At 35.0% G+C, this 22,364-nt stretch carries 12 protein-coding genes; 3 read left to right on the top strand and 9 right to left on the bottom strand.

Going from position 1 to position 22,364, the window contains the following annotated elements:
- The 3 genes from EGI24_RS10310 to EGI24_RS10300 form a co-directional block, all read right to left on the bottom strand.
- Positions 1–1,387: hypothetical protein (locus EGI24_RS10310; protein ID WP_255048298.1), on the bottom strand; the 1,387-nt coding region annotated here is incomplete at its 3' end.
- Between the two features lie 125 nt (positions 1,388–1,512).
- Positions 1,513–2,388, bottom strand: coding sequence for a hypothetical protein (locus EGI24_RS10305; protein WP_255048297.1), 876 nt, complete (start codon positions 2,386–2,388; stop codon positions 1,513–1,515).
- Positions 2,389–2,479: 91 nt separating this feature from the next.
- On the bottom strand, positions 2,480–8,104 hold the full coding sequence (locus tag EGI24_RS10300; RefSeq protein ID WP_255048295.1) for a hypothetical protein: 5,625 nt from the start codon (positions 8,102–8,104) through the stop codon (positions 2,480–2,482).
- 1,065 nt (positions 8,105–9,169) lie between these two features.
- Between EGI24_RS10300 and EGI24_RS10295 the strand changes: the two genes are divergently transcribed.
- The 3 genes from EGI24_RS10295 (at position 9,170) to EGI24_RS10285 (ending at position 15,068) form a co-directional block, all read left to right on the top strand.
- Complete coding sequence (locus EGI24_RS10295) at positions 9,170–9,868, top strand: LytTR family DNA-binding domain-containing protein (RefSeq protein ID WP_255048294.1); 699 nt, start codon at positions 9,170–9,172, stop codon at positions 9,866–9,868.
- A gap of 3 nt (positions 9,869–9,871) precedes the next feature.
- The gene (locus EGI24_RS10290; RefSeq protein ID WP_255048293.1) at positions 9,872–11,299 is read left to right on the top strand and encodes a sensor histidine kinase KdpD; all 1,428 of its coding nucleotides are present in this window, start codon (positions 9,872–9,874) and stop codon (positions 11,297–11,299) included.
- A 3,043-nt stretch (positions 11,300–14,342) separates the two neighbouring features.
- Positions 14,343–15,068, top strand: coding sequence for a LytTR family transcriptional regulator DNA-binding domain-containing protein (locus EGI24_RS10285; protein WP_255048292.1), 726 nt, complete (start codon positions 14,343–14,345; stop codon positions 15,066–15,068).
- Between the two features lie 212 nt (positions 15,069–15,280).
- On the opposite strand, the gene EGI24_RS10280 is transcribed toward EGI24_RS10285, so the two are convergent.
- Genes EGI24_RS10280 through EGI24_RS10255 form a run of 6 tightly spaced genes read right to left on the bottom strand, consistent with a single transcriptional unit; the run spans position 15,281 to position 22,352 of the window.
- On the bottom strand, positions 15,281–16,711 hold the full coding sequence (locus EGI24_RS10280) for a family 43 glycosylhydrolase (RefSeq protein ID WP_255048291.1): 1,431 nt from the start codon (positions 16,709–16,711) through the stop codon (positions 15,281–15,283).
- A 26-nt stretch (positions 16,712–16,737) separates the two neighbouring features.
- The gene (locus EGI24_RS10275; RefSeq protein ID WP_310586080.1) at positions 16,738–17,559 is read right to left on the bottom strand and encodes an acetylxylan esterase; all 822 of its coding nucleotides are present in this window, start codon (positions 17,557–17,559) and stop codon (positions 16,738–16,740) included.
- Positions 17,534–18,160 carry an MSMEG_1061 family FMN-dependent PPOX-type flavoprotein gene (locus EGI24_RS10270; RefSeq protein ID WP_255048290.1) on the bottom strand — a complete coding sequence of 209 codons (627 nt, stop codon included), beginning with the start codon at positions 18,158–18,160 and terminating at the stop codon, positions 17,534–17,536. Before EGI24_RS10270 ends, EGI24_RS10275 begins: the two co-directional genes overlap by 26 nt.
- 36 nt (positions 18,161–18,196) lie before the next feature.
- The gene (locus EGI24_RS10265; RefSeq protein ID WP_255048289.1) at positions 18,197–20,116 is read right to left on the bottom strand and encodes an alpha/beta hydrolase-fold protein; all 1,920 of its coding nucleotides are present in this window, start codon (positions 20,114–20,116) and stop codon (positions 18,197–18,199) included.
- A 21-nt stretch (positions 20,117–20,137) separates the two neighbouring features.
- The gene (locus tag EGI24_RS10260) at positions 20,138–21,247 is read right to left on the bottom strand and encodes an alpha/beta hydrolase-fold protein (protein WP_255048288.1); all 1,110 of its coding nucleotides are present in this window, start codon (positions 21,245–21,247) and stop codon (positions 20,138–20,140) included.
- Positions 21,248–21,278: 31 nt separating this feature from the next.
- A complete protein-coding gene (locus EGI24_RS10255) occupies positions 21,279–22,352 on the bottom strand; it encodes an esterase (RefSeq protein ID WP_255048287.1) in 1,074 nt (357 codons plus the stop codon).
- Positions 22,353–22,364 lie beyond the last annotated feature (12 nt).

The following is a 22,364-nucleotide window of genomic DNA, read 5'->3' as shown; positions in this document are numbered from 1 at the left end:
GTGTAAGTGGATTGCTAACTGTTATCTTTAAAGGAACTGTTGGGCAATTTACCGTTACCCCTGGAGGACAAACTGGCACATTGAAATTATAGTCGCCTGGTGTTGTACATGTAAATGTATAACTTCCATTGCTTGACATCACTGGTACACATGAGCTTGGATTACCCGCTACTGGAATTGGTTGTCCATAAGTAGTACCTGCTGGTACATCGCTATCATTTGTACTTACATTACCCGATGATGGTGTGTTTGGTTGAACGACTGCGAAGTCTGGAATCAATACTGTACAAGGTGTTATCGTTACCGCCACACTAGCACCTACCGGACTAAAACAGTTATTTATTTGGTCGTAAAAAGCCGGATAATATGTTCCTGAAGTAGTAACAGCAGCTGGGTCGGTTACCATTGTGCTAACCGAAGGAGTATTAGACGTAAACCATTTTAATGGAGCATTGCCTGAGCTTGTCAAAGGGCTAGCGTGTGATGTTAAATCAACTTTATTTGAAGGACAAACATTCGCTAAAGAAACGGTTCCACATGTAGTAATTGTAACTTGAACCGCCGCTGAAGCAGGGCTGAAACAATTATTTATTGAATCATAATACGCCGCATAATAAGAACCTGTGGTACCCACTTTCGATGGATCTGCTACCATTGCAGCAGCTGAAGGAGTACTTGAAGTAAACCACTTTAATTGAGCTCCACCAGAGCTTAACAGAGGACTAGCATGGGATGTCAGATCAACAAATGTTGATGGACAAACATTGTTTAAAGTTACAACATTACATTGTGTAATAGTTACAAACACTGGTGCTGAAGCAGGGCCAAAACAATTATTGGTTGGATCATAAAAAACTGCAAAATAATCTCCACTAACCCCTACTTGAGCTGGATTACTAACTTTATTAGCAATATTTAAAGGTAAGCCTTTTATCCATACCATATTAGTACCTGTTGAAGTAACATGCGTTGTTAAATCAACAAAAGTGGTAGGACATTCATTTGACAGGGGAATAGCTGTGCAGCTAATCAATACTGCACGTATTGCTGCACTTGTTGGGCTATAACAGGGTGATCCTGATGCTGAATCTTCATAAGCCGCATAATAGTCATTGCCACCTGTCGAAGCAGGTGCCTTTGTGGGATCGCCCGTAAATTTATTGCTCGATGTGGCTGGAGTACCGGTATGCCAGGTTAATGATGTCCCTGCAGGATGAGCATCTATTACGTGTTTAGTCAAATCAACTGTTGTAGGGTTTGTTACATTACTACAATCATTGTTTACAACTATTTGGCCGTAAGACATCATCCTTACAAAAACCAGAAACAGCACAAGAGAATACCTCAATGGGTGATTTATCTTGATATTTGTTAATATATTATTCATATTTTCTCATAATAAAATTAATGATTTTGTAATTCAAAACTTTTGGATAGGTCAATAGCTTGCCATTAAGCAATTTTTTTTTGCTTTCAGAAAAAACATTGACTATCAGCATTAATTTTTAATTATTAATGAACAGAAGGAGCTACGCTACCAGCGTTACATACTGATGGAACAGATATTGTATAGGTTTTTGTAACACAACTTTGAGGAGTTCCTGCATCACAAACTTTAATACAATAATAATAAGTACCTGGATTTGACGGCGTATTATAAGAGTAAGCACCCGTTGAGCTATTAACAGTAACTGGAGTTTGTAATGCTGTAGCACCTGATGGTGCAATACATGAACTGCTAATATCTTGCAGATATGTATAGGCACCAACACCACCAGTAGGAGCTAATTCAGTAGCTGCATTTCCAGTAGCAGGAGCACCCGCAGTTTTTGTTTGTAATGGAGGGGTTTGTGCAGTAAGAGGGTTTGCACATACTGCACCTGCACCTGTTACACTAGCTATATTACCACTAACTGGCGAATTAATGGTTGTACCAAAGTCAAAGCCATTCACAATTCCACTTCCACCTGCAGGTAAGTTTGCAGGATCTACAATTGATACTGTTCCATTACAAGGTAATGGTGCAGGAAAAGTAAATAACGTAATTGAAGTACCGCTAGTCAATGTCAAAGCAGTATTTCCGCTGGTTGTATATCCCCAATAGTCAAAATTTGCATCTGATTGTTTTGGGCTTGTTAAGGTCCAAGGGCCACCGGATACATCTGTAACAGTAGTTGGCAAAGCCATAGTACCCAATGGGGCTTTAAGAGCTACTAATGAAGAGGCTCCTAATGTAAAAGCTCCTGAGCTTGTTGGGGTGAAAGTTACTTTATAGGTACCATTTTCATTTACAATAGATAAATTTCCCGATTGGGCTGTGGCGGCAAAGGCAATATTAAGTACTGCCATTAGTAAGAATATTCTAAGAAGAAATATTTTCGATTTCATATTTTTGTATATATTAATTTAAAAAAAATATTTATTTAAATAATTAATAAAGAGCTGAGAAAAAGTTCTCTCAGCTCTTTGTTAAAAATTACTAAAATGTTTGACTAACAATTAAACCTAAACTAGATGAAGTATTACTTGGATAAGTTGTAATAGTTATTGTTATCGGAAGGATATCTCTAGTTCCACCAGAATAACGTACTGTTCCATCCAAATTAGTATCTTCTTTAGTGTAAACATTCTGTTTTACACCACCTGGGCTTCCTGTTTGAGTTGTTAAATAACCCGTTACTGCATTGATATCACCGCTACTATAACGTACATTATCTGTTCCAGTAAGTGTTATACCTGTTGCATTACCTGCCCACATAGCTTTTACACCACCTACAACTGCCTGTGCATTTGTACCAAATGTTGCCACAGTAGTAAAGTCAATTGCTTGTGCTGTACTTGATATAGCCACTTGGTTAGCTGTCATTACACCTAAGTGATTACGATGACGTACGGATACATAGAAGTTTCCTGAAGTTGTCGCAAATTTCAATGGTGAAGTACCATCGGCATTTACAATTGTTCCATCGTTTTTAACTAATGCCGCAATACTTTCGGTAATAGTACCTGGTGCAGAACGCAATTCTACCAATACCCAGTCAGTGATTGAGTTTGAAGAAAGTGTTGCACTTGTTGTAGTGGCTCCTTTACCGTAAGGGTCTGTAGTAGGTATTAAATTTAAAGAATTTAACGTAGTTGTCATTGTTGAACCTGACAACGGTCCTTGCAATAATGCTTTTACATTTAACACTCCATCTGTTGCAGCTGGAACTACTACTGGAGTAGAAGGCGAACTAGGTACTCCATTTACTGTACAAACAGAAGTATAACTATCTCCTGATACTGCTGTAACTGGGCCAAATGTTGAACTGGTAGCTCCTGGTATTACAACACCGTTTTTCAACCAAGATATTGTTCCGTTCGTACAACCCGCTGCCGTAAACGTTACTGGCTGTCCTGCTACCACTGGATTTGGATTTGGTGTTACCACTGGAGTAGTTGGCGTTATCGCTATCACATTTGATGCTGGACTAGTAATGTTATTTACTGTACACTTAGAGGTATATTTATCTCCGCCTACTACTGTAACAGGGCCATAAGTTGAGCTTGTTTCCCCTGGAATCAGCACATCGTTTTTATACCAAGATATAACTCCTGTTGTACAACCCGTTGCTGTAAAAATTGTAGGTTGTCCTACTACTGGTGTCGTTGGGTTTGAAGTTATAAAAGGTGCTGGTACATTGCAAGGGTCAACTGTCACTGTTATTTGAGATGAAGTTGATGAAGGGCTTTCGCATGTGCCTGTTCCTGACTTACAAGTTGCCGTGTAAGTTGTTGTTGCCAATGGCTGAATAGCTAAAGGAGAACCCGAACCTACAGATACTGTACCGATATACCATTGAACTGTACTACCTGCAGCACATGTTGCGGTTAAGTTTGTAGCAGTATTAGATGTACAAACTGTATTACCTGCACTTGAATTTATGCCCGTAGGCGGAGCTGGGTTAGCTACTGTTACGGTTACATCCGAAGTAGCCGTTTTAACACTTTCGCAAGTACCTACCGCTGATTTACATGTAGCACTATATGTTGTTGTAGCTAAAGGTGCCACTGCTAATGGTGAGCCTGAACCTACAGATACCGAACCGTTATACCATTGTATTGTTCCTGTAGTACAAATACCCGATAAGGTAGTTGCTCCGTTAGGACATATTGTTGAGCTTCCTGAAGAAACCGATGATGGTGCTGCTGGTATTGGTGTAACGATAATCGCTATGTCGTTTGCCGAAGTTACTGCACTTTCACATGAGGTTGCTGTACTTTTACATTTAGCTGTGTAAGTTACATTGGCTGCTGGAGTAATAGATAGAGGCGAACCTGTAGCTATTAACGCACCTGCTGAATACCAAACAACTGTAGAACCACTTGCACATGTTGCTGAAATACTTGTAGAAGTACCTGCACATATTGTGTTCCCTGCACTTGAAGATAAACCTGTAGGGCTTGCTACTACTGGCAACACTGTTACTACTATATCCTGTGCTGAAGTGCTTACACTTTCACACGCAGTATCAGTAGTTTTACATTTAGCTGTATAAGTTGTCGTTGTAGTTGGTTTTACCGATAATGGTGAACCAGTACCAGCTACTGCTGCTCCGATATACCAAACTGGAGTACTACCCGCTGCACAAGTTGCACTTAGGCTTGTAGAATCTCCTAGGCAAAGACCTGCCGTGCCTTTTGATGATGTAATTCCTGTTGGTACTGCCACCACGGGATTTACAGTGACCATAACCTTATTGGTAGCCGATGTAGTATCACTTATACAGCTGGTTGAGGTGCCTTTACAACTGGCTGTATACGTTGTAGTTGTGGTTGGGCTTACTGTTACTGGCGAGCCTGTAGCAGCTACCGCTGCTCCAATATACCACACTGCTGTACTACCTGAAGCACAAGTACTAGTTAAAGTAGTGCTTGCTCCTACACATATTGCTGTTGAACCTGCTGAAGATACATTATTAGTTGGTGGAGCTATTATTGGCTGCACCGTTACTGTTATTTTATTTGAAGATGTAAATAATGCAACACAGTTTGAATCTACTTTACACACTAAACCATACGTAGTAGTGGAAGTAGGATTTTGAGTCAATGGCGACCCTGTGCCAATTTTTACATTTGGTGTACCTATTTTATACCATGTTGGTATGCCCGCAGTACAAGCACCTTGTAAAGTTACTGCAGCTCCCGAACATATTGGGTCTGGAATAGCTTTATTATTTGCACCCAATGAACTTGGTGTACCACAATCTGCACATTTCAATAACTTCAATTCCTGCGTATTTTTTTGAGCATTTTCTCCGCCACATTCTGAAGTAGGATCAATAAAGATTTCTGCTTGATTTCTAAGTGTATCTGCGGCCGCTAACACTCTAACTTTATAAGAAAGGCTACTACCTCCTAAAGGCAATGTCATATTCTGAATATCTAAGTAACTGGCACCTGTATAAGTATTTGCCGTTCCGCCAAATGTTGTATTAAGACTTCCTCCAATAAAACTCATTTTAGTACTATCCACAAAATTCTGGAATTGTACTTTTGGTATTGAAGATGCCGTATTGTTAACAAACGAAACAGTATATGTTAATGTATCGCCTACTGTGAAGCAAGTTTTATTCACTGTCATATACATCGTATCTGGTTTTGCCACAGGTGTGCCTGCATGTATTGTCATAGCAGTGGGACCAAAATCTCCACTGTCTCCTATCGTAGTATAAGATTTACCACTGCTGGTAACTGTATAGTTTCCTTGCGTATTATATGTATTTGGTGTAGCTGTACCTGTTGGGCGTACTCCTACATACACAGAGCGTGATCCTGGAGGAACTGATAAGGCGTTAAAACTAAAGTTTTGACCTGAGTAAGTAGGCTGTAATGTACCCGCTGGCATATCACTGTCATTATATGTACCAGGTATATACTCTAATTGAGGTGGTAATACATCACTAAAGTTAATCACTCTTGGGTCGCAGTTTTCATTCGTAAACTTCAACTCCATCGTGGCTTTACCACACGTCGCTATATCATTATTATTAAAATCTTGTTCTACATAGATAGCATCCGCATTGGGTGGCAGTGGAGCTGGACACTCAAACGACATTTTGCCTATCATCAAATCTGCTTTATATACTCTCCATGCCCACTTGCTATTATGTTTCCATTTAATTTCAAGTCTATCGACTGGGGTATTAAATTCTACATTCGCCTTGCCAAAGTCATCAACGAAGCCCCACCATTTGGTTCCTGTTAAAACATTACCACTAATTGAATAAGTCCTATATGTCTTGTTAGCAGAAGCATATTTAATGGTGGGCATTACCGCAACGCCATTACAATAACCAACAACAGTAACAATATCGGAATTACCTACTTCGGTATTGATACCTGCAATTTGGAATTTAACTTTTGCCTGTGCTGGAGCAGTTGCAGTTGTTCCACTCAAATTTACCTGATAGGTAATTAGTGCGTCGTTTTCATTTGTCCATCTTTCTAACCATAACCAGTCTTGTCCGAAAACCCATGGACGGTATTGAGGAATGAACTCTACACCTTCAGGGTCTAAGATTTTAAGCGTTGCATTGATTGCTCCACTAGTCGGGGTAGCTGCTATAAAAGGCCCCACCTGATTCAAATTCCAAGAATCACCATCTGCTGGGTATTTTGTATCCCACCATTTATCTCTGTTATCTATCTTAAATGAGCCTCCTTCGCACGAAGGACATACCGTAGCATCGTATTCGCCACCAAAAGTGATGTATTTGTTAGCAGGAAAATCATAAGAAAACGTACCTATTCCTGCCTTATATGTACCTGTAATTTTTTGTACGTTTTGTGTAAAAAATGGATCATCTGCCACCAACATAAACACTCTTGCATTAATGGCATAAGTAGAAAAATCAAAATTCAAAAAAACTCCACCTGGTGTGCCTGTTTTTTGCACAAACCATTCACGCTCTATTCTTTTTACACTAGCGTTGGGGTCTATAGCTGGGCAATCACTCGCAGTTAGGTTTCGTAAAACAGTAGAGATATTTTTATTATCACCAAACATTAAAAATGATTTATCAACCGCCATCTTCCTTCTGCCTATTGCATTGTTTGCCAATAAAAAATTATTGCTAGTTGCAACCGTAAGAAGCGATGGTTCTTCGCCTTTGATACTATTACTTATGCGTTGGTCTAAGGTAGACGCATTGTCAAGTCCTACACCAAAAATATTGTTATTATAAGCTTGTGCTTCTATACTTACATCGCTATTCCATACTATTGTGCCATCGGAAGCAATGTAATTTTGAGCTTGTTTCAAAGTTATACCATATTTAATGGCTAAATAAGAGCGAACTTTAGTCCTTTCTTCTGTTGTCAATTCTCTTTCATAGGCAACAACCTCACCGAAATCAGCATCAGATATCTCCGGTTGTGAACCAAGTATTGACCCATTAGCCGTTCTAGCATGAATTGATAATACTGTTTGATTACGAGAACCATTAAGACCATTATTCCCATATTTTATGCTGGATCCTCCTACTGTCCACATTACATCTGATATTGCAAGTTCATTAGCCGTAAGAGGTGCAGCGACTGTGGGCCCCAGATACGGGTACATTTGCACATCACCTAAGCTGGTTATTACTGGCTCATTTGCATTGACTAAAGATGAACCTGTTGTTGTGCCATTAAAACCCAAATAATCTCTATATGCACCACTAGAATTATGCTTGCTAATCATCATAAAGATACTACCATTAGACCCATTCGCTGAAAAAGGTTTACCAGTAGGTACCACCATAAAACGTGCATCAGCTAACGTACTTCCTCCAAAATTAATAGTAGGATGGAAGTTTGTTGTTTTGCTAAAAGCATTGGAATAAGGCTGCCTATTAGTATTCGTTTGGGAATAAGTATTACCCGCTTGCGATTGGTCTTTCCAGCTACTGGGTAAAAAATCTTTATCTGGCTTAAGCCAAATTCTAAGACCCGAGGTTACTCCACCAGGGCCAGTGAGTTGTGCAAATGCACGATTTGGCAGACTTGCCAAAAACATACACACTGCAAAAACATAGAGCATCCGTATATGTAAATGTTTATTTGTAATTTTATTGTTCATTATATTAATTTGATTTATTTTTAAATGAATTGTTTTTAATCTAATTGAAAGTTTAATTTGAAAAAAAACTAATAGGTATCGAAAAGCAAAAAGTTATTAGATGACCTATTTTTTGATCAAAGAAATTAAAAACTGATTGCAAAATATTTTTATCAATCATCGTCAAAATAAGGATTGAACAGGATGATATTTACCCAAAGAAATTGGTAACTTCCTATAATTGTATTGTATCCAATTGTTTTAAAGTCAAAAGAGGGAAAATGATTTCCAAAGGGCTTTTTTACGATAAAACCATATAAAGACTTAAGAATAAAAATGATATGAAAATCTTTCAAATCGCTCATATTTGATATAATTTATCAAACATCTATGCTTATTAGAAATTAAGCTAAAATCACGAAGAGTAGAATCAAACACGCAAATCAAAGCATTGGAACACACAAAATACTTAACTTCTTTTTAAGAAATAAGGTGTACTTTTTTGCGAAACCTAAAACAACAACATTGAACGAAATGGGACTTAACAAATCCAAAGGATTAAAGCTTTGATTTTCCAAGACAATGAAAGATTTATTTAAGGTTTTTATGTTTGTGATACCCTAGTAGGTAAAGCTAAATTTTCTTAAATCATATTGAATGTTTTTTACTTTTTGTTTTAATTTATATGCAATCATTTTATCGAGAATATTGACTCAAATCTCTAATAAATCGAAAAACATAAACTGATATTATTTTCAAATCAGTCAAACAATTAGACGCAAAAAGAACTCCAAAGAGAGGCGAAAAATGGCTCTAATTAAGCAAATGGGCATTTAAATAAATGAAGTAGGATTTAATTTAGTTGAACTAGATTTCCAATACAACTAAACTAATTTTAACAATTACTGGAATAAATTTTCTTTTTTATTTTAATGAAATAAACTTCTGATTATATGTAATTAACATTTTGTATAACCAAAAAACAGTTAGATAGAACGAACGTGATTTGTAGAGAAAAAAAAATATAATTTTGGTACTATATTTGAGCATTCAAAAAATTTAATTTTCACCTGTGCCAAAAAATAAATGAAGAATTATTCTGTATTAATTGTAGAGGATTCAGAGCATTTTTTCCAAGAATTGAGTAATCACCTAAATGATTTGATTCTTTGTAAAATAACTTTAGCTACCACATTAAAAGATTCACTTTCATTAATCTATAGCCAAAACTTCGATTTGATTTTTTTAGATATAATGTTGGGTAAGGATAATGGATTAGATCTGATTCATGCTACAAAGACAACTCCTATAATAATTACTTCTTCACACCCTAACTTTGCTATAGAAACTTACGAACATGAAAATATTAAGGATTTTATTTTAAAGCCTATTTCGAAAGGTCGGTTAAATAAGGCCATATCGAGGTGTTTATCACAACCTGAAACACTCGAAAATAATACTCATTCATTTTTCTTTAAGGTTGGAAGAAAAATGCAAAAAATTAACTTTGAAAATTTAGATTACATTATTGCTTATGGAATTTATACCAAAGTTTATTTTAATGACAACTATTTATTAGTTAATGACAACATTTCCTATTTAGAAATCAACTTGCCGTCTAATTTGTTTATAAGAATACATAAATCATACATCGTAAATTTGGATAAAATCACGAGCATAGATGCAAATCATGTATTTATCAATGATAAACCAATTCCTGTTGGATTAACTTATAAAAACAAATTACAAGGGCTCATAGGCACATTCCCTCAAGATAAAAAATAACTTATGGAAATCTATGATATAATTAGAATCCTCAACATCACAGTATGGATAGGTATGGCCGCTTATTCATTGTCTTATGGATTATCATTCAAGAAATTCTTTTATTTTTTTTTCTATTCTCTATTTTGGATTGTTTTACTTCCAGCACCCTTTTACATAAATTATTTAAAATTAATTTTAGGAGAGAATGTCAGCATATCACTGATTTTTTTTGCAATCTTAATTGAAGGACTTATAATTCAAAAAATCATAAAAGCTGGGTTGATTGAAGTCAGAGTTTATAAAAAGATAAAATTTGAATTTTCCAATACCCTAATATGGGTTTTAAAGTTTAGCCCTATAATACTTCTGGGAATTATTCTTTTACCACTTTTCATGTTAACCCTATTTATAGCGGGGCTCATCATATTGAATTTTAATGTCTATAGGACTTATCTGAATGCTAAAATCAGTTATAAAAATAAAATAATAACCATATTTTCAATTTTTTTTTATTCGATTTCCTGTCTGGTTTTAAGCTCTTTTTTTATTTTAAAAAATGTAGAGATTAATAAGTATTATTATAGTTTAAGTGAAATATACATCACTATTTTTTCACTTGTACTGACAGGATTGTGGACCGGTCAAATAACAAATTTACAAGCAAGAAATATCAAAAGGATCAATGAAATAGAGCGGGAAAAGCAAATTGAATTAAAAAAAGTAAATGAATCGTTAAATGAGAAAATAAAGGCCGAAACGGAAAAGTTGAACGAAATATTATCCATAAAGAAATTCTATTTAGGAATTATTTCACATGATTTAAGAGGGCCGTTAAATGAAGCCATCTTTTTGTTAAAACAAGAAAATAAAAAAAATAAAGGATTTATTCAGAGCCAAATTGATCGACTGGAAACCATCAATGAGTCCTTCTATTTATTTCTAAATTGGATAGAGGCAAAAAACTTCAATAAAAGTAGAGTTTTCAAAGTTTTGAATTTGGATGATCAATTAACCAATATATTATTGGAATTTGAAGAAGCAATTGGCACAAAAAAAATACAAATAAAAAAGTCAGTTCCCTCTGATCTTACACTTTTTTTCAACTACATTTTTATTGAAACAATTTTGAGAAATATTATCGGAAATGCCATTAAGTTTAATAGAATGAATGGATTTATTGAAATCATTGCCATAAAAAGAGCTCAGTTTACTTCCATAGCGATTAAAGATAATGGGGAAGGTGTATTTCAAGCTCATATTGATGGTATACTAGCAAATCCTGTCAATAAAATAGGAACAAAAAAAGAGGATAGTTTTGGTTTTGGATTGTTTATCTGTAAAGAAATTATTGAGCAATATGGCGGTAGTATAAAGGTCAAAAGCAAACCAAATTCAGGAACTACTGTTATTTTGAAATTTAAGAACGAAAATAAAACCATTAATTCTTAGAAAAGACTACGCTGTATTTTCCATTCAAGTTTGAAAGATTAGAAATAAAGTCTTTTTTAAAGAAATAGAATAATCATAGGAAAACCATTTTGGTTTAATAAAAACTGAACAACGGATATAAACTCGGACCAAAACTAAGTTAACGATTGATTTGTGAATGTCAAAACATAGGAAAGCATGGTCTTCAGAAGCGAATTGTACTGCAGCATTCAGTTCAGCATGTCATTTCTGGAACATTTAAAAAAATCAGGGTTCGAGTGTGGATATTTACGGTTGGAGAGGACATTTAATGTAACCAGGTAAAAATGGTAACACTCGCCCTATATATCTCTTTAGTCAATTATTGATCTGTATCTTTTAATAGTTAGGTCAATTGGACCACAAAATATCATTTAGTTCATTCCAAGTGTAAACTGTCAAAGTACCATCTATTTTCTATGATAAATTGTCTGGATTGTTATTATTTTGCAGAAGCCGTAACATTATGCAATTGGGAAAATAGCATTAAAAGGACAGGTTAATTTTTGCTATTAATTTTACTACTATTCTCAAAATTTATAAACTCAATTTCCTTAAAGAGATTTGAAAAATATCTTAAATATTTAGTTAATTATTAAGATAACAGATCAATCTGCAAAAAAAAGAATAGCACCTTATCATAAGGTGCTGTCTTAAATTTACACGAGTGAATCGCTTATATGTTTAATATTTTTTAGAAGACAAATTTGTCTATTTTTTGGATATAGCTTTATAAAAAAAAGTCATATGAATTCGTAACTACGCAACAAAACTAATGGTAGGATAGATAAAAAAAAAGCACACTTACGCAGTATTAAATGAACATCAAATTAATTAAAATGAAATCGGTTATTAGTCTAACCAATTTAAAAATAAAAACTCTTTATCAATTAAAAAAAAGAGTCTACTAATATTTTTTTTGAGAAAAAATCAAATTTTAAACTAAATAACATTACATAATAATCGGATGAATCCACACAATTAATTTATGCCTTTATTATTAATTGTCCTAAACAAAGATGAAATTTAATTAGCTTTTTAGATCAAATCACATAAACGAAATTTTTCAATCATTGAGCTTATTGATAGGTTTTATAAGTTAAATTCTTAACTATTGGATCTTCCTAATAATAAAATTTTCAGGTTTCTAAAAATCTATTTTATGGATTAAAATATAGCTAAGTTGAAGAACAAAAAAATTATAGTTTTTTTATAAAATGAAATTTCGATAGCAATAAATTAACTACGGTGAAGTTTTTTCTGTAATTGATGGGTTGGAAAATCAAACCCAATTGAATGAATGGCAAATTTTTGAAAATTTATTAACGCCATTTCTTATTTCATTAAACATTTAATGAATTTCAATCCAGTATTTATTGATTACATATATCTTAAAACTTGAATTCTTGACTATGATATAACGGCACCATACATTTGCCAAAATTTATATCTAAGCATTTCAGTGATTAAGCTATGATAATAAGATTGGTTTATTATCAAATTTATTTATCAGCTTGATGTAAAAAGAAAATATTCAAATTAAAAAAACCGCATAAGCTCAGTCATATTAATAATAGTTTTAAAATATAAGAATTAATCAATCTAAATTCCAAACCATATTTATATCTCATTTATTACTTCCAAAATCATTAGATTTTTAGGTTTGAAGGTCGTTTTTGGAAATGTAAAATAATTTCAGTTATGTCAAACAGTAGACTTTTTCTTATTAATTTAAAATTATATTTATTTCTCGCTGCCTTTTTGGTTTCATTTTCATTAATGTCCAAAAAGGTTATTAATTCAAACGAATTCATAACTCCGAAAATAAGTCAATATTCTTCGAAATGTTATATCCTTGAATGGGAGATAAAAAAGAATACATCTATCGATTATTTCTTAATTCAAATTTCACGAGGTGATGGCCGCTATATTAATATCGGCCAAATTATGAAAAAAGGCAAAACCCATTTTCAATTTAAAGATAAATATAGACCTTTTAATAGAATTCATTATAGATTAATTACTGTTTTCAAGAATGGAAATTTTATTATTTCTCCGAGTGAAATGATTAAAAACAATACGGCTAATGGGCTCAGTTAGAAGGTCATATTCATGTAGCTTTAAATTATAAAGTAAACTTAAAAGCAATTAATTAGATAAGACGATTAGTTTACATTTCCTACCTATACTGTTACCTATTGATTTGTGGACTATTTTTGAAGTTTTATAGGCTAACCCTCCATGATTTCGTTCGATGTTATATTTTTTTTCCAACTGGACATAATTAATTTAAAAATCTCTCATAGTTTAACCTTCAAATCTCTGACAAATAAAACTTTCCATGATTACGAAAAATGACTCGATACATGCTTTTTGCTCAAAAGAAGTAATTTTTGAAAATTCCTAAGTTAGGCCCTTAAATATTCTTGAACAACTGTTGTTTGAAAGCGACATGTAGCCGCATGTGAGTAATTCTTGTTTCTATCATTGAATTGTTTCGGCAAAGGATAAGTTTGAAAAACTTGTTGAAAGAGATTCATTACCTCTTAGGGTAACATATAATTTGTAATTCATTGCAGAGTTGCCAACTTGAATTAATGTATAAAATGGTTAATAGTTATGTCTCTGAAGGCGTTCTTTTACCAAACTTGTTCTTTTCGCTAATTAGTTTAAACCTTCAACAAATCGTACACCTTCATGAGATTATAATTTCTATGCACAATAATCTTCCCAATGTTTTGACATAACAAATCTAATTAAAGCCAAACTTCGATTTACCGCGTTTTAAACAAACACTTAGAAATGTAAAAATCAAAAAAGAAAGTTGTGTAAGGTAAATCATAGTTTCAATTAAACAAATCTAAGTTTCATTGAATTAATATTCAAGTTTATTTAATTCTGCCTAATGGCAGTTTTTTGTACCCTAAAATGTCTATATTTTTATAATATTTTTATTCACAAAAAATAGAATATTTTTATTCTAAAGCATAATATTTTTTGGGACACATTACTTTTTTATTGAATCATGCAACCTAAAATACTGATAATCTGTAATGAAAACGAGAAATGGCAGTATAGCATTATAGAAAAATACTTATCTGCTCATGGAATTTCTGAAAGTTATATTGCTAGTTCGCTTAGGATTGCAAATGATATTTTTCTGATTGAAAATATCGATTTGATTGTTTCAAATACAACAATTAATGGTCGAATAACAATAGATTCTATATTAAACAAAAAGTTATTTTACGGCATTCCTATCCTGTTCTATACATTTGATTATCAAGAATTTGAATTTCATAAGAATTTTGGCACTTTTAAACATAAGAAATATTCAGATATACATTTTCTCTCCTATGAACTAAATAAATTGCATGATAATATTGTGAAGTTTTTTTATTTAAAACTAAATAAAAAAGCAGGAGATTACTTTTTCTTAAAGTCAATTTCTGGAAAAACTGAAAGGGTTTATTTCGAAGAAATAATTTATTTTAAAACCAAAGTTGTCGGATGCAAAATTTTCACCAAAAGTAATCAATATAATTCTCCAAAATCAATTGTTGGCTTGACAAGTATTATGGGTGATTCGATTGTTCGAATTTCTGAACAGTACGCTGTAAATATCCATTATATTAATTCCTACACAGATGATTATATTCAAATTGAAGGAAATAAAATTCAAATTGGGAATAGAAGTGCTGTTCTACATTTAGAAAAAAGATTTAGAAAAATTAAATATTTGAGATATTAGGTAACTTTTGGTTTCAAGCCAGGGGTATAAGGTGGAAAAGGATTTGCTAGTACTATAACTAACAAATACCTTTGTTAATAGAAAGCACCTATTTTAGGTGCTTTTCTTTATTATTTTTAATTAATTGAATGAAAATAATTGGCAGAAACGAATCTAATTATTTTTGATTGGAAATTAATTTAAAGATTCTAATTTATGTTCCCTAAGAACTTTTAATGCATCCTGAAATTCCATTTAGAATTATCGCTTTCAAAGTCAAATTCGGCCAGCGAAGGTGTGCTATCTCCTGATGAAACCAATGCTAATTTTTTGTTTGAATTTGGAACTACCTTGGGCATAATCCTGTAAGAGCCATCAGTTAGCTGGTCTATTCGCCATAATTGTTCTGGGCTACCTGTAAAGTTGGGTACAGTAATTACTTCAGAATTTGATGTGGCTGCTAATGCCCTTTCGGTTCCTTCTAACACAATTTTATAATAAGGGCCACCCAAATATCCTGTAGAATCTGGAGCATCTGTAATGGTCCATTTTTGGTGCGGTCGATACATGTAATCGCCAATACGTACATTAATGTTACCTGTTGGCCAATTTTTGATTACTTCTGCTAATTCTTGAGCTGGCACTGGTTTGATAGGTTCGGTATTGGTTTGACCAAATCCTCGTTGGGCAACCGGCATTCTGCTAAAATCTACGGCCAGTTCTAATCCATATCCTCTTCTTACCGATTCTATTTCATAAGTTCCTTCTTTGAATTTTTCACCGGCCACTGGCCAGCCATCTTTCCAAACTATAGGAAGAATGCCCAATACACTGCGACCACCTTGATCTAAATCTGCCTCGTAATGAATTGACATTTTTTCGACACCTTTTTCAAGAATTACTCTTCCAAAATGCCCAGGACCTATGAGTTTACCACGTGTCGCCACCACCATTTTACCGCCGCCTTCCAGCATGCTTCTACCAACATTATCCATATAAGGGCCAGTTACTTTTTTAGAACGCCCCACCACCACATTGTAGGTTGAGTTTGCACCATCACAACAACTGCCGTGTGTGGCAAGCAAATAATACCAACCATCTCGATAAATCAAATCGGCTGCCTCGCACACTATGGCCACATCAATTGGCTTATTTCCATCTTTGATTTTGCCTGTTTTGGGATCTAACTCTATGATGCGAGTGAATCCATAATAAGTGCCATAGGCCATCCATAGTCGACCGTTTGTAGGGTCTAACATTATACCTGGATCTATGGCATCGTTTTCTTCATAGCCATCTGAAGTAGCCACTATTATGGGTTCAGAATACTTAAAGTCGGGCGATTTTGGATCCAATGTCTTGTTCCACATGGTATATATGATACCCTTGTGCGTGGGACTTCCTCCTGTTGCACCATATACCACCAAATAACGATTACCTATTTTTATAGCATCAGGAGCAGCACCCCCACCTGGTCTTACAGCTCCTCCATACCATGTCCATCCATCTTCTGATATTAACCCTCCTCCTCCTGTTCCGAAGGTGTAGAATTTGCCCTCACATTCTACAATGGTTGAAGGGTCATGAATGAAAGGTTTGCCAACTTGACCCAATACAGTATTTGCGAGTGTTACTGATAAAAAAGCAATTATTTTAAATTTCATTTCTTTGTTAAAATTTGGATTAGACTTTAATCTTGGCTGATACTGATATTCCTAACAGCCTTGCCTTTTTCATCAATAAAACGAAGGCAAAAATTGGCCATCCCAGGGCCATTAATTACCGCTCCTCTAATAATGTTTTTTCCCTTTTTTAAGGTAATTAATGGTGAAGCCACATTGTCAACTATCATATCTCTGTCACCAGAAAGCATAAGTACTTCTTGACCATTGAGCCAAAACATCCCTCCAGAATTACAACCAGCTGTCATTCTAACATTCTCTATTTCTTCTTTACAGTCAATTACTGTAACCAACCAAAAAAGTAATCCATACTTCGGTTTGTTGATGTCATAAGAAAAATTAAACAAATTAAAATTAAAGGTTTTACTATCCAGAGCGTACCATTTGAGGTCTTGATTACCCACTTTTACCATTTCACCAGCCTTAGGCATCACTAAATAATCTTCGGAGAAATTGTTATTCTTAAACTCACTTCGCAAATAATTATCCGTGAAAATATTATTTCGTGCTATGTCTTTTTTGATAGGTTCCAACACCAACCACCTATGAATAAAACCATTTGAAAATGGAGGTATTTTTACGCTAGTGGCATTTGAAAAATGCCTACTCAAAGTATGTGTTGTATCCCCTTTTATTGGAATTGGTGGCAAAGGAGGTCTTTGAAAACCTGGCGGTTGCCCACTAGCAGTATTTAAGTTACTTAGTAAACTAAACATAATGGCAAATGCCAAAACTGAAAGTAATGAATTGCGTTTTCTATTCATGATTAGATTTAATTTTACCATATATTTTGAATCAGTGGACTCAATACAAATTAGTCTGTTCATCATTTTTTATCCTACCGTCTAATTCTTGAACAGAAATTTCGAGTTTTCCGTGATCTACCAATGCTTTTGCCAAAGACGCAATAGGTCTTACTTTTAAAGTTTCAGCATTTTGCCACAACTTTGACCTAATCATACATTTGGCACAGTGCATAAATGCCTCTTTCATTTTCACAATAATGGCAAATGAAGGCTTTTTGCCGTCACAAATTAAAAGTTCTAAAACACTTTCATCAGTTACAATTAAAGCCTCGCCATTCACTCTTAAAGTTTCTCTAACCCCAGGAATCAAAAAAATCAATCCTACATTCGGATTTTTAATGATATTGGTCAAAGTATCTGCTTTTGCGTTTCCAGGTCTATCGGGAATTGCTAAAGTTTTATCATCCAAAATTTTTACAAAGCCTGCTGGATCACCTTTAGGCGAAACATCAAAATTCCCATGCAAATCTGATGTTGCGATGGTAATGAATGGAGAATTTTCAATAAAGTTTCGACAATGCTCGTCGATATAATTGATTGTTTTTCGTGTCACAATTTCATTTGGATAACCTAAAGTTGTTCGAAGTTGGTCTTCACTTGTGATAATGTTTTGAAAATTAATCATATTTATAAATTTCTTGAATTAGAAATAAGTTGTCTTTTATTTAAAGATTAACTGAGCAAACTCGTAAATATCATGTCGCCAAACTGGCCAAGTGTGTCCGCCAGCATATTCGCTATATTGGTATTTAATTCCCATTTCGTCCATTTTTTTCATCATAATTTGGCAATTTGCGTGAGCAATATCCTCTTTGCCACCTTGCGAAATCCAAAATTCTTTGATATTGGCATTGATTTTTTCTTTATTGGTTTTCATGAATTCGTATTGTGGGTCAGATAGTTTGGCATTATTTGCCCACCAACCCGAACTGAAAACACCGAGGTAATTGAATAAATCAGAATTGCGAACACCTGCATGCAAAGTTTGCAAACCTCCCATCGAAAGACCTGCCAGAGCACGATTTTTGGCCTCGTTAGAGACTTTATAATTTGCCTCTACGAATGGAATTAGTGCATTTTTTAGCTCATTTTCAAACTGATTGAGCTGTTGTAGGCCAAATCCTGCGGGGCCACCGCCACCTTGAAAATTACCATCCATCATCACAATTACCATTGGTTTGGCTTTCTTTTCGGCAATAAGATTGTCTAAAATCAAGTCCGTTTTGCCTTGAGTAGCCCAACCACGTTGGTCTTCGCCACCACCATGAAGAAGATAAACGGCTGGATATTTTTCGGTAGAGTTATCGTAGCCTGGTGGCGTATAAATATACGCCTCACGCCAAGAGTTGGTTACTTTTGAATAGTATTTTTTTATACGAATATCGCCATGAGGCACGTCTTTCAAAGCATAAAAACCACCTTCTTTGTAGGGAATTTCGATGCCACTGGCTTGGCGACCCATACCGTAAAAAGTCTCGCTGGCTGGATCTGCCAAAGCCACACCGTCAATGATTAATGAATAATAATGAAAGCCTCGGCTTATTACTTCGGTGGTTACATTCCAGAATCCGCTGGTGTCTTTCTCCATGTCGTATTTTTTACCCAAATCAATCTGAACTTTCTGGGCATTAGGGGCTTTAACTTTGAAAACTACACGATTGTCTGGTAAAATTTGAGGGTATTTAACATTGCGGATATTGGTTGTGGCTGGTGTTCCCAAAACCGTATATTGCTCCAATGAAGTAGTATCAACTGGCTTGAACAAAAACTGTGAGAACATGTACAAACCGTTTTTCCAAACTTTAAAATCGTGGCCGCCTGCTTCTAAATAATAAATATGCGGCACATCGTTTTCAAACATATAATCGTGTGTACGCTTGCTGAATGTGATTAAACCATCGGCATCCCCACACGAAATAAAGAGTAGTCTTAATTTATTTTTAGCCTCTTCAGGATTTGGCATTAAATCTTTAGGAACTTTGGTATTTGGAGCGGAAGAAAAGCCTCCTACCCACGAAAATTTATCCAAATTTCCTAAACCAAAATTCAAGGACTGACCACCACCCATTGAAAGACCAGCAATGGCACGATTGTCTTTATCGGTCAGGGTTGGATATTTTTTATCAATAAATGGAATAAGGTCATTCAGCAAGTCTTTTTCAAAAGTTGCAAACGCCTCCACCTTATCTTTATCAAAAATATTTCCTACCGAGCGGTCGTCTTTCATGGCACGTCCGTTTGGCATAACTACGATCATCGGCTGTAATTTACCTTCGGCATAAAGGTTATCCAAGATATTTTGTGGACTTGCCCCTTTAAACCATTCCAAATGGTCGCCACCAATTCCATGTAACAAATAAAATACAGGATATTTTTTCTTTTTATCAAAACCTGGTGGTGTGTAAACCAAGGTTTTACGCTTATTTCCTACGGTTTTTGAATCATAAAGTACGGTATCAATTTTGCCTTTTGCGATACCCATTTTTTCTTGTTCATAGCCTTTGGGCATTTCTTTTTCCATTTTTTGTGCTAAAGACATGAAACTGCACAAAATCAAGAATGTTAATATAAGATTTTTCATAAATGTTAATTTTTTAGATAATTATTTAAAAAGCAAAGGAGCCATTTCCAGCAAACTGCGTCTCCAAGTCAGAAATTCGTGGCCAGTTTTGTCCGAAACATACGAAACGGCATTGAAACCAGCATCTTTCAATTTCGCAGTGGCATCCAAGATTCTCTCGGGTCTTTCTTTGCTTCCTGCACTCAAAAATATCATTTTTACTTTCGATTTGTCTTTGATTTCCTCAGGTGCATAGGTGCCACCACTTAGCAATCCATAATACGCAAAAACGTCTGGTTTATTGAGGGTTATGGTTTTAGTTTCCATGCCTCCCATACTTAGGCCAGCCATAGCTCTATCTGATGATTTGGCAATTGTGCGAAAATGGTTATCCACATAAGGAATAAGCTCATCAACCAACACTGTTTGAAAAGGCTCAATTTTGAATTCTCTTATTTTACCAAATTTCACTTCATTTGTCATACCATAAGTATTTACTATAATGAAAGGTTTTACTTTCCCTTCGGCAATCATATTGTCCATAATTAAATTGGCTTTCCCTTGGTTCATCCATGCGGTTTCATCCTCGCCCCAACCGTGTTGAAGGTACAAAACTGGGTACTTACCCTTGCCTTTTTCGTACCCAGGTGGAGTGTATACAAAGGCTCTTCGTGAGGTATTGGTGCTAGGAGAAGGAAAAAGCACTTGCTGAACATGGCCGTGAGGCACGTTATTGAGTGCATAAAAATCTTGATCATGGGCTGGAATTTCTATGCCACTTTCCCAACGAGTTGAGCCATAAAAATTCAATGCCCCTGGGTCATTAAATTTTCCGCCATCAATTTTCACATTGTAATAGTGAAATCCTTCATCCATAGGCCCATCAGTAGTGGCCATCCAAGAGCCATCTTCTGTTTTAGCTAGTTTAGTGCCTCCTTTTCCTCCAAGACCTAAACTTACTCTAACACTATCGGCAGCAGGAGCTATGATTTTAAATCTTACATAGCCTTGGGAATTTACTTGAGGGTATTCTTGCTGCGGTTGGTTGTAGGATGAAGGCTTAAAGTCTTCAACAATGGAAGTAGATTGAGCAAAGCAAATACTGCTTGATAAGGCAGTGAAAAGAGCAATTTTTTTGAGTGTATTTTTCATTTATTATGAGGTTGAATAATTATTTTGAATACTATTTAAAAATTTCTTGGAGGGACGTTGCCAAAAATAACTTACAGTTCATCCAAGTATGGCCGCCTGAGACAATGAGTGGATTCACTTTAATTTTCTTTTCGTTGAACATCGCAATATTTTGTTTTACACTTTCATACAAAAAGTCGTCTGTACCCACGCTGATGGTGAATAATTTGACTTGTTTGTTGATTTTTTCGGCATCAGGTGACCAATCCGTGAAGTTTTTCTTAAATTCTTCGGTGGCAGTGTAAGGTGCATAGGAGCAGATGTAGCCAAATTTATCAGTATTTGTCAAGCCGATATTCAAAGTTTGACCACCGCCCACCGAAAAACCTGCTACGGCACGGTTTTCTGAACCTGATTTAACAGGGTAATTTAACTCAATAAATGGAATCACATCATTGATTACATCTTTTGTAAAATCGGGCATGGGTGCTGGACGAACATTGCCATAAGGCATCACGATAATCATCGGTTTTGCTTTGCCTAAAGCAATCAAATTATCAGCAATCAGATTTGCTTTGCCCACTTTGGTCCAAGTTTCTTCGGTGTCTGAGCCTCCGTGAATCAAATACAAAACTGGATATTTCGTTTTACCGCTGGCATCAAAATTTGGTGGTGTATAAACCAATAACTGACGAGTAGTATTCAGTGCTTTTGAATCATAATACTGATATGTAACCTTACCATGCGGCACCTTTTGAAGGCTGTGAACCAGCGGCTTGTTGCCTTTTACTTCCACTATACTTCGTTTGAAACGCTCATTGGCAAAAATATGCGTATTATTCGGATCAGCCACTCCTACACCGTCAACCGTAAAATTATACGGATAAATATCGGGCGTGACGGGTGGCACTGTTACACTCCAAATGCCAGATGTGTCTTTCGTTAGGGTAATAGGTTCTTTCAAAAATTCACCCGAAAGTTTTACCTCTTTGGCATTTCTAGAAAAATATCGAAAAATAATACTATTATCAGCTTGCACATCAGGCGAACTGATAGCGGGTGGGCGTTGGGCAATTACATCCATTGCCGAAAACATTACCGCAAAAATCATTAAACATTTCTTCATTATCTTGTTGAA

The organism is Lacihabitans sp. CS3-21 (assembly GCF_024343675.1).
Classification (GTDB): Bacteria; Bacteroidota; Bacteroidia; order Cytophagales; family Spirosomataceae; genus Leadbetterella.
The sequence above is the reverse complement of the archived record's forward strand: the minus strand, read 5'-3'. Positions and strand labels throughout refer to the sequence as shown.

Excerpts from the sequence above, each read along its gene's own strand:
- EGI24_RS10290 (WP_255048293.1), top strand. The coding sequence starts at position 9,872 with ATGGAAATCTATGATATAATTAGAATCCTCAACATCACAGTATGGATA.
- EGI24_RS10270 (WP_255048290.1), bottom strand. The coding sequence starts at position 18,160 with ATGATTAATTTTCAAAACATTATCACAAGTGAAGACCAACTTCGAACA.
- EGI24_RS10260 (WP_255048288.1), bottom strand. The coding sequence starts at position 21,247 with ATGAAAAATACACTCAAAAAAATTGCTCTTTTCACTGCCTTATCAAGC.
- EGI24_RS10275 (WP_310586080.1), bottom strand. The coding sequence starts at position 17,559 with ATGATGAACAGACTAATTTGTATTGAGTCCACTGATTCAAAATATATG.
- EGI24_RS10280 (WP_255048291.1), bottom strand. The coding sequence starts at position 16,711 with ATGAAATTTAAAATAATTGCTTTTTTATCAGTAACACTCGCAAATACT.
- EGI24_RS10285 (WP_255048292.1), top strand. The coding sequence starts at position 14,343 with ATGCAACCTAAAATACTGATAATCTGTAATGAAAACGAGAAATGGCAG.
- EGI24_RS10300 (WP_255048295.1), bottom strand. The coding sequence starts at position 8,104 with ATGAACAATAAAATTACAAATAAACATTTACATATACGGATGCTCTAT.
- EGI24_RS10255 (WP_255048287.1), bottom strand. The coding sequence starts at position 22,352 with ATGAAGAAATGTTTAATGATTTTTGCGGTAATGTTTTCGGCAATGGAT.
- EGI24_RS10295 (WP_255048294.1), top strand. The coding sequence starts at position 9,170 with ATGAAGAATTATTCTGTATTAATTGTAGAGGATTCAGAGCATTTTTTC.
- EGI24_RS10305 (WP_255048297.1), bottom strand. The coding sequence starts at position 2,388 with ATGAAATCGAAAATATTTCTTCTTAGAATATTCTTACTAATGGCAGTA.
- EGI24_RS10265 (WP_255048289.1), bottom strand. The coding sequence starts at position 20,116 with ATGAAAAATCTTATATTAACATTCTTGATTTTGTGCAGTTTCATGTCT.